This window comes from Cetobacterium sp. 2G large (assembly GCF_014250655.1).
GTDB classification, from domain to species: domain Bacteria; phylum Fusobacteriota; class Fusobacteriia; order Fusobacteriales; family Fusobacteriaceae; genus Cetobacterium_A; species Cetobacterium_A somerae.
The window spans coordinates 446,128-460,877 of sequence record NZ_JACHTH010000007.1; the positions used below are offsets into that span (position 1 = coordinate 446,128).

The window sequence follows — 14,750 nt, forward strand, 5'->3', positions numbered from 1 at the left end:
ATACAAGGAGCGTGTAATGAATACTTTAGAAATACAAAATATAAAATCTCATTTTTCAAATGTTTTAAATCACTATAATAATCTAAAGAAAAGATTTGTTGATGCAAGCAATGAACTTGAATCTTTAAATATACAATTAATTGAATTAAAGAATAAAATTAATAGTTTAAACATGGAATCATCAATCATATATTTCTTCGAAATAAAAGAGTTACTGTCTAATGTTGAAAAAAATATATTCGATTTAGATGTGGATATTGAAACACCTGAGCCACCTGTTGATCCTCCTGTTGAACCTGAGATTATAGTTCCTACTATTGGAAGTATCGAACTAAATATCACAAATAAAAAAGCTTCCGTTTCTACGAAAGCTATCTCTGATTCTCAAAATAGAATAAACCAAGTTACATATTACTTAAAAACTTCTGTTAGAAATACAATCGAACAAAAAACAACAACTAATCCTAATGAAATTATAACTTTCACTACTGTTTTAACTCCAGGAGATTATATTGTTGAAGCTATTTTCTCTTATAGAGGTGCTCAATCATTAGAGCAAATTATAAAATCATCTAATCTAGTTACTGTTAAAGAGGATGTTATTATCCCTCCACCAACTGGTGACAAAATTGCTACATTAAAACTTACTTCAAGCCAATCTTGGAGCAATGGATTTAGTGCTGCTATCGAACTTATTTCACATTCAACTGAAAATTTCGGTGGGAACTGGGAGATAAACTTCGATTCTCCTGCCACTGGACTTTCTCAATGGCAAATTAATGCTTCTAAAACTGGAAGTAGATTCTCTATAACTTCAGGAGCCGATTGGTCTGGTGCACCTCATTTTAATTTAGGACCTAACGGAAACTTTAAAATCGATGGAATTAATGGAACTGGTGCTCCTTTTGATATTAATGTTGCTTCTAACGCTACATTAAATGGACAACCTATAACTTTAATTATAAACGGTGAAACTGTTGAAGGCGGAACTACTCCCCCTGTTGAACCTCCAATAGATCCACCTGTTGATCCTGAGATTCCAACAGTAAATTTCCCTGAAAAACTACCATTAATTGGTGCAACAGATGTAGAAGCAATATATTTAAATGGAGATAATACTCAACTTTTAGGAACAGTATCAATTCCATCTTTAAATATTCACACTGAATACGCTGTTTACGTTAATGGCTTCAAAACTACTACAAAACCTGTAGAATTCACAAGAAGATCTTCTATGGTTAGTGTTTCACTAGCAGTAGCATCTCTTCCATTATTAACTGGAAATAACACTGTACAATTAGTATTTGCTGGAACAAATAATTCAATAGTAACATATTATCAAACGAATATTCTTACAATAAAAAAAGAATCTTCTGGAAATTCAAAGAAAACTTTAGTTGGATACTGGTCTTCTTGGGGTGGAAATATTCAAACATCATATGTTGATCTTGAAGATACTCCTGCTGAATATGATACTATTGTAGTTTCTTTCATCGAATCTCCAGATCACTTAACTCCTGTTTTTAACCCTGAAGCAAGCAATGAAGTTACAAAAGCTCAATTTAAAGAGAAAGTTGCTAGAATGAAAGCTAAAGGACATAACGTTATTATTGCAATTGGTGGACAAAATGGTGTATTCCATATCAAATCAGAATCTGATAAACAAATCTTTAAAAACGGTGTTATAAATATTATTGAAGAGTATGGATTTAATGGTTTTGATATAGATTTAGAAGGACAAAGTGCTCAAAATGGAACTACTTATGTTGTTGATGCTATAAAAGAAATTATTGAGTATTTTAGAGCTAAAGATCCTAACTTTATTTATTCTATGGCTCCAGAAGTAGCATACTTAATTAACACTGGATTTGGAACTCTATACATTGACCTTATAAAAAAGACAAAACATTTAATTACAACAATACATCCACAATATTATAATGCACCTGGAACTGGTGTTTATCCTTTTGACGGAAGTGGAGTTGTTATTGATTGTAAAAATCAAGCTAAATTTATTCCTGAATTTACTGAAGCTCTTATAAAAGGACACGATGGACCTGCATGGGGAGGACAATATGCACAATTATTCCCTATCGGACCTATTCCTCAAGAGATTTTAGCTATTGGATTACCTGCTGGTGTTGGTGCTGCTGGAACTGGTGCAATTAATGATATGAATGTTTATGTTGAAGCTTGGAGAGAAGTACAAAGAAGAGGATATGATGTTAAAGGATTTATGACTTGGAGCATCGACTGGGACAAATATCACAATTGGCAATTTAAAAATGCTGTAGCTCCTCTTATTAAATAGTGATTTTATGAAAAAACTTAGAATTTTATCTATTGACGGTGGTGGAGTAAAGGGAATTATCCCCGCAATTATTTGCGAATACTTAGAAACTGAAATATCGAAAAAGGTTGGGCAAAAAATATACCTTCATGAATATTTTGATTTAATAGTAGGAACGAGTACTGGCGGTATTCTTGGAGCCCTTTATACATCCCCAAATTATCATAGTGCTCAAGAAATTGTAGAGCTTTATAAAAATTGTGGAGATAAAATTTTTAAAAAAAATATAATTAGAAGGGTTTCATCTTTTGGTGGAATCCTTCGTCCTAAATACTCTACAAAAGCACTTGAAGAACTAGCTAACTCTCTTTTTGGAGAGATTAATTTAAGTGATACAGTAAAACCTTTTATGTCAACCTCTTATGATTTAATCAGAGCTAAAGAGATTTTTTTTGATAGCTTAAACGCTAAAAGAAAACCTTTAAAGAATTTTAAATTAAAAGATGTTGTTATAGCAACTTCATCAGCACCTGTATATTTCAATGCTAAAAGATTAATTTCATTAAATGATGATGTTTATAACTGTATTGATGGAGGGATTTTTGCAAACAATCCAGCTCTCATTGCATATGCTGAAGCTAGAAATATTGATTTTAAAAAGTATTTAAAAGAGGATAAACCGTCCTTTCCAGGATCAGATGATATGATTCTTATATCTATTGGAACTGGGAAAAAAGAAGGGTATAAAAATTATGAGCATCTTAAGACTAAAGGTGGAGCTAAATGGGTCGTTCCCATCATCGATATTCTTTTTTCTGCACAATCTAATACAGATGATTTTGTTTTAAGAAAAATTTTTGACTCTTCTAAAAATAAATGGAATTACTACAGATTAAATCCCAGATTATACAGAGGTTCTTTAGAACTAGATAATAAATCCAATAATAATATTGAAAATCTTTCTTACGATGCTTATGAATTTATAAAAAATAATAAAGATAAGTTAGACGATATTGTTTTACAACTTATTTTAAATCATTAAAATCTACTGATAGAAATATCAGTAGATTTTTTATTATTAAAGTTGCAAAAAATAAAAAAAACTCTTTTTACAGAGTTTAAGTTCCAAATGGTGCCTAGAAAAGGATTCGAACCTTCGACCGCCCGGGTATGAACCGGGTGCTCTAGCCAACTGAGCTATCTAGGCAAATAAATGGCAGGTCAAGAGGGACTCGAACCCCCAACCCTCGGTTTTGGAGACCGATGCTCTACCAATTGAGCCATTGACCTGCATGGTCGGAATAGCAAGATTCGAACTTGCGGCCCCCTGCTCCCAAGGCAGGTGCGCTACCGGACTGCGCTATATTCCGAACTATTTTGTTTTCGTAGCTGGTTGCTTGCTACATAATTATAGTATCATAAAATATTATTTATGTCAACAAACTTTTTTATTTTTTTTATTTTTTTATTTTGTGATATAATCACTAGTAGATAATTTTGAACTAATTATACGGAGGTTATATATGAAAAAATTAATTTCTTGGAATGTTAATGGATTTAGAGCTGTTCTTCAAAAAAATTTTTTAGAATACTTTAATTCAATCGATGCTGATATTTTTTGTTTACAAGAAATAAAACTTCAAGAGGGACAAGTTGATTTCAATCCAGAAGGATACAACTGCTATTGGAACTATGCTGAAAAAAAAGGTTATTCAGGAACAGCTATATTTACAAAAGAAATTCCAGTATCTGTATCATATGATATAGGTATAGACCATCATGATAAAGAGGGAAGAGTTATTACCTTAGAATTTAAAGATTACTATCTAGTAAATGTTTATACTCCTAACTCACAAACTGAATTAGCTAGATTAGAATATAGAATGACTTGGGAAGATGATTTTAGAAACTATCTTTTAAATTTAGATTCAAAAAAACCTGTAATTCTTTGTGGAGATTTAAATGTTGCACATACTGAAATTGATTTAAAAAACCCAAAATCAAATAAAACAAATGCAGGATTTACTGTTGAAGAAAGAAATAAATTTAGTGAACTACTTGAAAGTGGATTTGTAGACAGTTTTAGATATTTACATCCAGATGTTATTGAAAAATACTCTTGGTGGTCATACAGATTCAGCGCTCGAAAAAATAATGCTGGTTGGAGAATAGATTACTTTGTAGTTTCTAATAAAATAAAAGATAAAATTGTTGAAGCAAATATTCATAACGATATTTTGGGCTCTGATCATTGCCCTGTAGAACTTATAATAAAAGAGCTCTCTTAATTGAGAGCCCTTTTTTATTTTGAATATTTCTTCATAAAGAAATAGATTGGTATTCCTAAAATAAGCCCACCTAATCCTATTAAAATCTTTTCTATATCTGAGTTATATACTAACCAACAACTAACCACAATAGCAAAAATTGGAATTACTGGACCAAAGGGTACTCTAAATGTTCTCACTAAATCAGGTCTTTTTTTTCTCAATACCGGAATCGCTAAGCAAGTTGGTAAATATTGAACAAATCTTGAGATTACACTAATTGCTGCTAACTTTACAAAACTTCCTGATAAAGCTATCAGTAGAGCTAAAATAACTGTTATTATTATGGCTATAGTTGGAGTTCCATATCGACCATTTTTTGCTATTACTCTTGGTAAGATTCCATCCTCTGCAAGAGCTACTCCACACCTAGGAGTAACAAAAGATGCAGCTATATTTATTCCTCCAATAGATACTAAAGTTCCTGCTGTTATTAATAAAGCACCAGCTTCTCCCATAAAATTTCCCGCCGCCTGAGCTATTGGAGTCAAACTAGTTGATAAATCTTTTCCTAAAACACCTATAGAAACCATTAATATTAAAATATAAAAAATTGAAACTATAAGCATTACAGTTATTGTAGCTATAGGTAAGTCTTTTTCTGGGTTATGCATATCTTCTGCGGCTACAGCAATTGATTCAAATCCAGTAAAAGCATAAAACATTAACAAAGCTGCTGGTGCAAAATTTACCTCTTCTGAAGTTGTCAAAATATTAAAAGGCACAAAATTACTGCCTTTTATAAAAAAGATTCCAACAGCTATAAATATTATTAAAGGAATTAACTTTCCTAAAGTTATTATATTATTTAACAGCTTTGATATTTTAACACCTAAAATATTAACTACTCCTAATCCACATATAATAATGGCTATTATTATATCCTTTGTCATAGTTTCTTTTGCTGGCTCCCACACATCACCTAAAGCTTGAACAAATCCTGCAGCCATTGCAGCCCAAGCTATTATAGCAATGGCCCATTTCATAAATCCCACTTCAAATCCTACAAATTCTCCAAAAGCCTCTTTTGCATAAATGTATGGACCACCATTTCTTTTAAACATTCCACTAGCTTCAGCAAAGCATAAAGCTATACTTAAAACTAATATCATATCAAATAAAATTACAAATATACTTCCTGTTCCTACTAAACTATATGCTTTATTTGGCAGTAAAAATATTCCTGATCCGATTATTGAATTTATTCCTAATAAAACAATACTCCAAAATCCAAGTTTACTTTTCATAATTACTCCTTATTAGAAATACTAATAAAATAATTAAACAATCGCTGCATCAACCCATTTGTTTTACTCAACATTTCAGGATGCCATTGAGTTGCTAGTATATTTTTTTCTCTCATTTCAATACCTTCAATAACTCCATCCTTAGAAAGAGCTGTGATTTTCATTCCAACTGCTACATCTTTTATTGCCATATGATGAAAACTATTTACTAAAATCTTATCTTTTTTTAATATCTCATATAATAATGATTCTTTATTTATTTCAACTGTGTGTGTTTCTAAATTTGGTTTTACTTTTTGATTATGCCTAATGTTACTATCTTTTTTTAAAGATAAATCTTGATATAAAGTTCCGCCAAAATATACATTTAAAATTTGCTCTCCTCTACAAATTCCTAAAATTGGTTTTTCCTCTTCTAACATATTTTCAATTAAAAGAAATTCAAATCGATCTCTTTTAGGAAAAGTTTCTCCCAATTCTTTTATAGGTTCCTCCTCCCATAAAAGTGGATTTACATCGTGTCCTCCTGATAGTATTAAACAATCAATATTCCGAGTATACTCCTTAATAAGTTCTTCGTCATCAGTAATCGGTATTATATATGGTACTCCTCCGGCTCTAATTACAGACTCTACATAATCATTATTCACATATGCTCTCTCATACCCTGGAAAATTCCCACTATTATCAACTATAATGCTTCCTGAAATTCCAATTATTGGTTTTAGTTTCATTTCATCATCTCCTTTTATCTATTTTTCATTTTTACTTTTTTATTTCCTTTTAAATTTAAAAGGAATCTCTCTTTTTTTTAGTAAATCTAATTACAAACTACAACAGGGGGTAATATTTATGTTTCGTGATTCTTATGATAAAAATAAATTCCTTATAACTGTTGAGGGTATGAGTGCTAATATGCTTTCTCTGGGAATTCAAGGATTTGCTCTTACTGCTCTGGCTCTATACTTTAAATGTGAACCATTTTGGATATCTGTTATCGCAACGTTACCTTTAGGTCTACAACTACTTCAAATCTTTTTAGGAACATATTATAAACTTTTTAAAACAAAAAAAAGAGCCTTACTATTTAGTGCCGCTGCAGCTAGAATTCCAATGTGTTTTTTATTTTTTATCGTACTTTTTGATAAAATAGATTATCGACTCCTCGTTGGAATAGTTTTTATTTATTCAGTCTTTTCGGCTTTTGTAAGCGGAATCTGGACAAGCTCAGTTGGAGATATTATTAAAAAAGAAGATCGTGGAACTTTTTTTTCTAGACGTTTTACTTTAATTTCCATGTCAACTGTAGTTTTTTCATATATAGTTTCAAAATCTTTAAACTACACTCCTGGAAAAACAAGCATTTTAGTATTAACTTTTATAATTGCCATTGCTGCTATCACAACACTAGTTCTACTTTACTTTCATGAAATACCAAATTTTAAAGAAAATCAAATAAGTTTTTCTATAAAAAAACCATTAAAAGACAGTAATTTTTTTAATTTTTTAATGTTTATAGCTATGTGGAATTTTTCTATTGAATTTACAAAACCATATTTTTATTATTTTGCTGTTGTTGATTTAAATGCTTCATATAATATTCTAGGTTTATCTAGCTCTTTAACTGCCATATTATCTATTATTGCATTTTTTATTTATGGAAAATTAGTTGAGAGAATTGGATATAAAAAACTTTTATCTTTCGGAATTGCTGTTTCTAGCTATGTTGTTATCTTTTACTTTTTAATGACTAAAGAAACCGTCAATAGCTTAATTATGTTAGATGCTATTGGAACTGCTGTTGGATGGTCAGCTATAAATCTCTCTTTATTTAGTTTACTTTTAGAGTTATCATCACCTGATAGAGATTCTTATACTGCAGCTTACTCCTTGTCTGTAGGAGTTATGGGCCTAACAGGAGCCTTTTTAGGAGGACACTTAGCCAACTTTTTACAAGGTAAGACTATTTTAATTTTTGGTGATTCTTATGCTGGATTAAAGCTTATGTTTTTTATAAGTTTATTTTTAAGATTTTATTGTATGCTTCTTCTTACAAAAGTTAGAGCCTATCAAAAAAATCTTTACTATCCTGGGTTATATCCATCTATTATTTACTTACTTAGAAATAGAAGATAATAAAAAGCTCCCTTCAGATTAAAACCTGTTAGGAGCTTTTTTATTATTTATTACTCTTTAAACAAAACTCTTCAAAATGAGGAAGTGTTAAACACCAATCACAGAAATTTCCCCAATCTTCTTTTAATTTGTGATATCTTCTTTGAAGATATATTGTCTTTAGCTGTAAATACGATGTTGTAACTCTCATTGTTTGCTCTAGTCCCATTGGACAGTTAGAAATTATTTTCATATAAATTTCATATTTTGTATAAATTTTTCCATCTATCTCTACCTCTTTTTGCTCTTTCTCAAAAGAGTTAAAAATTTCAATCCATCTATTTAAGTTTTCAATAACTACATCATCTACATATTCATTACAAGACTTCTTCAAATCCATTTTTGTTAATCTATGCATTTTTGATGTTGATGATACTATATCAGCAAAGTGATATCTTTGAAATTGTGGTGTCCAATAGTTTGGATATGTTATATCAAACTGAACTATTATACCTTTTAGAAAATTATCATGTCCTGTTCCTGTTGGTACATTTCCTAATTTTCCTGCTCTTTTAAAATCTTTTTCATCTAAATTTGGAGTTTCATCCCACTCCTCTATTGATTCGGCTATCATTGGATATCCGCTAGCTATTAAACTTTCTTCTAGTCCATATACTCTATCATTAAATATTTTAAGCACGACATACCTCCATAAAACTTTTTATAAATTATATCATACTTTTTTTTTTAATGCATTTAAAATATCTAAACCCATCTTAAACGTCTTTTATATTTACCCATTCTATTTGATCATTTTTTCTTTTAATCTCTTCTACAGCTTTATCTCTAGCTTCGCTCTCTTTTATTTCTTCATCAACCTTCTTCAACTCCGCTAATAATTTATGAAGTTCTTCAGTTTTTTCAACTTTTAATTTTTCCTCTACTTTTGATATTGCTTGTTTTAATTTCATAAAATCCACCTCCTAATTTCTATTATGTTTCTTCTTAATTTTTTTTAAATTCCTTTAATTTTTAGAAGGTGTTTTCATAATTAATGTAAAATATTCATAAATAAAGTTATTATTCCAGCATTAAAGAAATCTATAAATAATCCTCCTACAATTGGAATAACAAAGAAAGCTTTTGGTGATGGAAAATATTTTGCTGTTAAGGCTTCCATATTTGCTAAAGCCTTTGGTGTTGTTCCAAAACCACATCCACAATGTCCACTTGTCATAACAACTGCATCGTAATCCTTTCCTGTTAATCTAAATGTAATAAAGTATGCAAATACTCCTATTAATATTGTCTGCGCAACTAACATTATCACTAAAGGCAATGCTAATCCCTGTAATTCCCATAGTTTAAAACTCATTAAAGTCATTGAAAGGAATATTGTTAATGTAAATCCACCTATTATATTTATAATATCCAAATGAACCTCATATGCTCCAGTAAAATCTGAAATATTTCTGATTAAAGCTGCTGCAAACATAGCTCCTATATATGATGGAAGAACTATTCCAGCTTTTGATAAATAGTTAGAAATTAAACTTCCTATTCCCATTGCCATTATTATTTGGAAAGAAGCTGTAGAAACATGTTTTGGATCTAATGGTGTTTTCTTCTCTTCATCTGAATCATACATTCCAACTCCATCTCTCTTTTCTAAAAGATTGTGTTTTTTTATCAATCTATTAGCTAGAGGTCCTGATATTAAACTTCCAACTATCAAAGCATACGTTGCAGTAGCCATTGCAACTACTGTTGCTCCCTCTGCTCCATAACTTTCTAATATAGGAGCAAAAGCTCCAGCTGTTCCTGGTCCTCCAGTCGTTGACATCGATCCTGTCGCCAATCCTATTAATGGATTTAAATTTAAAATTTGTGCTAACCCTACTCCTAAAACATTTTGTGATATTGCTAATCCTACTGAAGCTATTAAAAACATAAATACAGGCATCCCTGCCTTCTTTAATAATTTTAAACTCGCAGAATATCCAACTGTTGTAAAAAATGCAATCATAAATATATTTCTTAAAGAGTCCTCGAATATAAAATTAAACATACCTGTTTTATATCCAATAAATGTAATTACAGAAAATGCTGTTCCTCCTGTAACTGATTCAGGAATACAATTTTCCTTTAAAAATTTGAAGTTGTGATTTAAAAATTTTCCTATATACAATACAACAACTGCCATTGCTATAGTCTGAATTGTTGATAACTCAATTGTCATCTTAATACCTCCTGTTAATGTTTATAAAGTGTGCGTGTTTTTCGATTATAGCACCTAATTATTGTTTTTTGAAATAGAATATATAAATAATTTAAATAATTAATTATTTAATTCATTGATATATCGCCAAAAAATGTGAAAAAAATAACTCGAAAAAATTAAAAGTATTGCTTCATTATACTATTTTTTATAAAAAATGCCAAATAAAAAAACCAAAGCTAACTTCTTTGGTTTTTTCTAATTACTATTATTTTAAAATTTCTACAGAATTTTTTATAAGTTTTATAAATTCCTCTCTATTAATTTCATTTAAAACTAACGCATTCTTCTCTTTTCCAAGTTTATCTCTATAGTCTATTATTGTTTCACCATAAGTAAATTCACCTTTTAACTCTGTTCCTAAAAATACGTGTTGCCCTTTAAATATATTTGGATTTAACAAATATGCAATTGTACAAGGATCATGCATAGGAACCTCTGTTTTTTGGTAAAATTCTTTATAGAAATCAAGAGCATTTTTTATTGCTCCATGAGCTACTTCAGCTGCTAATCCTCCAATTTCTCCTATCTCTTGTAATTCTTTTTCAGTTACAAAAGCTTTCATTGTTACATCTAACGGACATAAAATAATTTCAACTCCTGATTTAAAAACAATATCTGCAGCTTCTGCATCAACATAAATATTAAATTCTGCTGAAGGAGTGACATTTCCACCAATTGATGATCCTCCCATTATTACAAATTTTTCTATCTTTGATTTTAATTCTGGATACATCATCAAAAATACAGCTATATTTGTCATTGGTCCAGTTATTACTATAGTTATTTTCTCTTCGTTTTCTCTTAAAGTTTGAGCAATAAATTCAACTGCATTTATGCTTTCAATTACTTTTCCCTTTTCAGGTAAAACTACACATCCTAGTCCAGTTTCACCATGTACTTCTGGAGCTGTAACTATAGTTTTAAATAATGGTTTTTCACAACCTTTTGCAACTTTAATCTCTGGTCTAAAAGCTCCTACTAACTTTCTTGCATTCTCTGTTGTATTATTTATATGAACATTTCCTGCTGAAACTGTAACTCCTTTTATATCTAATTTATCACTAGCAAAAGCTAAAAGTAAAGCTATTGTATCGTCACATCCTGGATCACAATCTATTATTATTGGTAACTTTTTCATCTCATCCTCCGTCAAAATTTTTATAATTATATCATAAAAAAATATTTTTAAGCTAGATTTTTTTTTTATATCATGCTATGATATAGAGTCAGGAATAGCTCTGACAAATATGAAAAAAATGAAGGAGTGAGTCATGAAAATAGGTTTTGATCACAATAAATATCTAGAGGAACAATCGAAATATATCCTAGAAAGAGTTAATAATTTTGACAAATTATATCTTGAGTTTGGTGGTAAACTGTTATTTGACTTACATGCAAAAAGAGTTTTACCGGGGTTTGACGAAAACGCAAAAATCAAATTACTTCAAAAATTAAAAGAAAAAGTTGAAGTTATAATCTGTGTTTATGCTGGAGATATTGAAAGAAACAAAATTAGAGGAGATTTCGGTATCACATATGATATGGATGTATTCAGATTAATTGATGATTTAAGAGAACGTGAACTAGAAGTAAATAGTGTTGTTATTACAAGATATGACGACCAACCATCTACATCTCTTTTTATAACAAAGCTTGAAAGAAGAGGAATTAAAGTTTACAAACATAGAGCTACAAAAGGATATCCTACTGATGTTGATACTATTGTTAGTGAAGAAGGATATGGAAAAAATCCATTTATCGAGACAACTAAGCCAATTGTTGTTGTTACTGCTCCAGGACCTGGAAGTGGAAAATTAGCTACTTGTTTAAGTCAACTTTATCATGAAAATAAAAGAGGAAATGCTGTTGGATATTCAAAATTTGAAACTTTCCCTGTTTGGAACGTACCTTTAAAGCATCCTTTAAATATAGCTTATGAAGCTGCTACTGTGGATTTAAAAGACGTTAACATGATTGACTCATTCCATCTTGAAGCATATGGTGAGACTGCTGTTAACTACAACAGAGATATTGAAGCTTTCCCTGTATTAAAAAGAATTATTGAGAAAATAACAAATAAAGAATCAATCTATAAATCTCCAACTGACATGGGAGTTAATAGAGTAGGTTTTGGAATCACTGATGATGAAGTTGTTAGAGAAGCTTCTAAACAAGAGATTATCAGAAGATATTTTAAAACTGGATGTGAATATAAAAAAGGATATGTTGATAAAGAAACTTTCCAAAGAGCTAAACTTATAATGGAAGAGCTAGATTTAAAAGAGAGTGATAGAAAAGTAGTTACTGCTGCTAGAGAACATTTAGATAAGCAAAAACAAGCTTGTGAAAAGAACGAACTTTTATCATCTGTAGCTATGGAACTTTCAAATGAAATGATTTTTACAGGTAAAAAGTCTAATGTTTTAGATGCTTCATCAGCTGTTTTAATAAACGCTCTAAAAGCTATCGCTGGAATTAACGATAATATCCACTTAATATCTCCAACTATAATTGAAGATATTACAAAATTAAAGAAAAATACATTACAAAGTAAAAATTTAGGATTAGATTGTGAAGAGATGTTAATCGCTCTTACTATTTCAGCTACAACTAACCCTATGGCTCAAGCTGCTCTTGATCAACTTCCTATGTTAAAAGGAGCACAACTTCACTCAACTACTATTTTAGGAAAAGGTGACGAGCAAACATTAAGAAAACTTGGTGTTGATGTAACATCAGACCCAGTATTCCCAACTGAGAATTTATATTATAACGAATAATTATTATATAAATAGCAGAGTTTGTAAACTCTGCTATTTTTTTATCCTATAAATATTGGTTTAACCGCTTTTTCTATTATCTCTACTCCCATACGCTTAGTTATTTTTTCAAAGAAAAATGATTTACTTAAATTTCCCATTACAATAAAATCAAATTCATTCATTTTTTGAAAAAATTCATCTTTAGTATTAAAATGTTGATTAAACATCTCTACTTTTACTTCAATGCCTTTCCGTTTTAATAATTCAAGTAAATGATTTTCTTGGTATTTATAATTCCAACTTAATAATGTAACATTTTTTATTTGAGGAAAATCTCTTATAAAACTATTTACACTTTTATTAATCTTAACTCCATCGTCTGAAATTATTACAATATTTTTAAATGTTGATACATTTTTATTTACAATAATAACAGGCTTATATACAATTTTTAATATATCTAAAAAATCTTCATCTAAATATTCAGTTTCCTCTACCATTAAACAATCTACCTTTTTTAAATATTCCTGAATTATATCTTTATTTATCCCTATTTCAACTACAAGTTCCTCTTCTACTCCCTCTTTTAATAGTAAACTTTTTAAATCTTCAATATATTCATCCTCATATTCTTTTAAAATATCCATTGTCATGCTTGGGCTTAAAAATGTAACTCCTGTAGGAACTCTTAACTCTTTTACATAAAGTGGTAATATTTCAAAATTAAATCTTTTTTTTAATGACTTAAAATTTTCGATAGCTAGTTTTGCATCATTATAATATTTGAATAACACTAACATTTTCTCCATAAAGCCCTCCTTATTCATTACTGAGTATTTATGTTTACTTTAATTTTATAATTTATCCTTTATTTATCTCTATTTTTTAAAGGAAATCATATTTTCTTTATGTATTTAATTACTGAATAATAATTTTTTTAGGTGGTGATTTAATTGTTTAATATTGTTTCTAAATTTTTTATCGTTATTGGTATTCTTTCTGCACTAAGTATTACTATCGATATTTTAAAATATCCACAAAAAGAGATGCCTATTATGAATTTAGTTTGGCCTATTAATGGTTTGTGGGCTGGTCTTTTTGGAGTTTGGGCATATTTTACTATTGGAAAAAATAGAAAAATGGATATGAGTGGTATGGATATGAAAGATATGGACATGAGTAATATGAAAATGGATGACATGGATATGAAAGATATGGATATGAGTGATATGAAAATGGATAACATGAATACGAAAGATCATAAATATTCAAGCTTTTGGCAAGGAGTTGTTGCTGATACTCTTCATTGCGGAGCTGGTTGTTCTTTAGCTGATTTAATTGGGCCATGGTTATTCTTAATGTTTCCGTTCACTTTATTTAATAATTATACTTTTGGTGAATGGACATTAGATTATTTTTTAGCTTTATTAACTGGTGTTACTTTTCAATATGCTGCTATCTCTCCTATGATGAATGAAAAAGGTGTTAAAATTTGGTTAAGAGCTCTTAAAATAGATTTTCTTTCTCTTACTTCATGGCAAATCGGTATGTATGGTTGGATGGCTCTCGTTACATTTGTTTGGCTTGGTCGTCTTTCTCCTACAACTCCTGAGTTTTGGTTTATGATGCAAATTGCTATGTGTTGTGGATTTATAACTGCTTATCCTGTAAATTGGTGGTTAGTAAAAGTTGGAATAAAAATGGGAATGTAAAAAAAATACCTTTAAG

Annotated in this window: 13 protein-coding genes and 3 tRNA genes; 6 read left to right on the top strand and 10 right to left on the bottom strand. The window is 29.7% G+C overall.

Features of this window, described 5'->3' with window-relative positions:
• Positions 1-16 precede the first annotated feature (16 nt).
• Positions 17-2,311, top strand: a complete 2,295-nt coding sequence (locus H5J23_RS12620; protein ID WP_185892603.1) for a glycosyl hydrolase family 18 protein — start codon at positions 17-19, stop codon at positions 2,309-2,311.
• A 7-nt stretch (positions 2,312-2,318) separates the two neighbouring features.
• Entirely contained in the window at positions 2,319-3,332 is a 1,014-nt protein-coding gene (locus tag H5J23_RS12625) for a patatin-like phospholipase family protein (RefSeq protein WP_023052510.1), read from the top strand.
• An 88-nt stretch (positions 3,333-3,420) separates the two neighbouring features.
• Here H5J23_RS12625 and H5J23_RS12630 read toward each other — a convergent pair.
• From H5J23_RS12630 to H5J23_RS12640, 3 genes are all read right to left on the bottom strand, one after another.
• Positions 3,421-3,497: transfer RNA gene (locus H5J23_RS12630), tRNA-Met, on the bottom strand.
• Between the two features lie 7 nt (positions 3,498-3,504).
• Positions 3,505-3,580 (bottom strand) — tRNA-Trp (locus tag H5J23_RS12635).
• A gap of 3 nt (positions 3,581-3,583) precedes the next feature.
• Positions 3,584-3,660, bottom strand: a tRNA-Pro gene (locus tag H5J23_RS12640).
• Between the two features lie 153 nt (positions 3,661-3,813).
• Between H5J23_RS12640 and H5J23_RS12645 the strand changes: the two genes are divergently transcribed.
• The gene (locus tag H5J23_RS12645) at positions 3,814-4,578 is read left to right on the top strand and encodes an exodeoxyribonuclease III (protein WP_185892605.1); all 765 of its coding nucleotides are present in this window, start codon (positions 3,814-3,816) and stop codon (positions 4,576-4,578) included.
• Between the two features lie 14 nt (positions 4,579-4,592).
• Here the strand turns inward: H5J23_RS12645 and H5J23_RS12650 are convergent, their stop codons facing one another.
• Positions 4,593-5,864 carry an APC family permease gene (locus tag H5J23_RS12650; protein WP_023052508.1) on the bottom strand — a complete coding sequence of 424 codons (1,272 nt, stop codon included), beginning with the start codon at positions 5,862-5,864 and terminating at the stop codon, positions 4,593-4,595.
• Between the two features lie 2 nt (positions 5,865-5,866).
• A complete protein-coding gene (locus tag H5J23_RS12655; RefSeq protein ID WP_185892607.1) occupies positions 5,867-6,598 on the bottom strand; it encodes a gamma-glutamyl-gamma-aminobutyrate hydrolase family protein in 732 nt (243 codons plus the stop codon).
• 118 nt (positions 6,599-6,716) lie between these two features.
• Between H5J23_RS12655 and H5J23_RS12660 the strand changes: the two genes are divergently transcribed.
• Positions 6,717-8,000 (top strand): MFS transporter, encoded by a 1,284-nt coding sequence (locus H5J23_RS12660; protein WP_023052506.1) that lies wholly within the window; start codon positions 6,717-6,719, stop codon positions 7,998-8,000.
• Positions 8,001-8,043: 43 nt separating this feature from the next.
• Here H5J23_RS12660 and H5J23_RS12665 read toward each other — a convergent pair whose 3' ends face one another.
• The 4 genes from H5J23_RS12665 to H5J23_RS12680 all read right to left on the bottom strand — a co-directional run bounded on the left by H5J23_RS12665 (position 8,044) and on the right by H5J23_RS12680 (position 11,398).
• Positions 8,044-8,679 carry a hypothetical protein gene (locus H5J23_RS12665; RefSeq protein ID WP_023052505.1) on the bottom strand — a complete coding sequence of 212 codons (636 nt, stop codon included), beginning with the start codon at positions 8,677-8,679 and terminating at the stop codon, positions 8,044-8,046.
• A 76-nt stretch (positions 8,680-8,755) separates the two neighbouring features.
• A complete protein-coding gene (locus tag H5J23_RS12670) occupies positions 8,756-8,950 on the bottom strand; it encodes a hypothetical protein (protein WP_023052504.1) in 195 nt (64 codons plus the stop codon).
• 80 nt (positions 8,951-9,030) lie between these two features.
• Positions 9,031-10,218: a sodium/glutamate symporter gene (gene gltS, locus H5J23_RS12675; protein WP_023052503.1), complete on the bottom strand. Its 1,188-nt coding sequence runs from the start codon at positions 10,216-10,218 to the stop codon at positions 9,031-9,033.
• Positions 10,219-10,465: 247 nt separating this feature from the next.
• Entirely contained in the window at positions 10,466-11,398 is a 933-nt protein-coding gene (locus tag H5J23_RS12680) for a nucleoside hydrolase (protein WP_040407208.1), read from the bottom strand.
• 133 nt (positions 11,399-11,531) lie between these two features.
• Between H5J23_RS12680 and H5J23_RS12685 the strand changes: the two genes are divergently transcribed.
• Positions 11,532-13,040, top strand: coding sequence for a DUF1846 domain-containing protein (locus H5J23_RS12685; protein WP_023052501.1), 1,509 nt, complete (start codon positions 11,532-11,534; stop codon positions 13,038-13,040).
• A 41-nt stretch (positions 13,041-13,081) separates the two neighbouring features.
• Here H5J23_RS12685 and H5J23_RS12690 read toward each other — a convergent pair whose 3' ends face one another.
• Entirely contained in the window at positions 13,082-13,831 is a 750-nt protein-coding gene (locus H5J23_RS12690; RefSeq protein WP_185892609.1) for a hypothetical protein, read from the bottom strand.
• Positions 13,832-13,975: 144 nt separating this feature from the next.
• On the opposite strand from H5J23_RS12690, the gene H5J23_RS12695 reads away from it, so the two are divergent.
• Complete coding sequence (locus tag H5J23_RS12695) at positions 13,976-14,734, top strand: DUF4396 domain-containing protein (RefSeq protein ID WP_185892611.1); 759 nt, start codon at positions 13,976-13,978, stop codon at positions 14,732-14,734.
• The last annotated feature ends 16 nt before the right edge of the window (positions 14,735-14,750 follow it).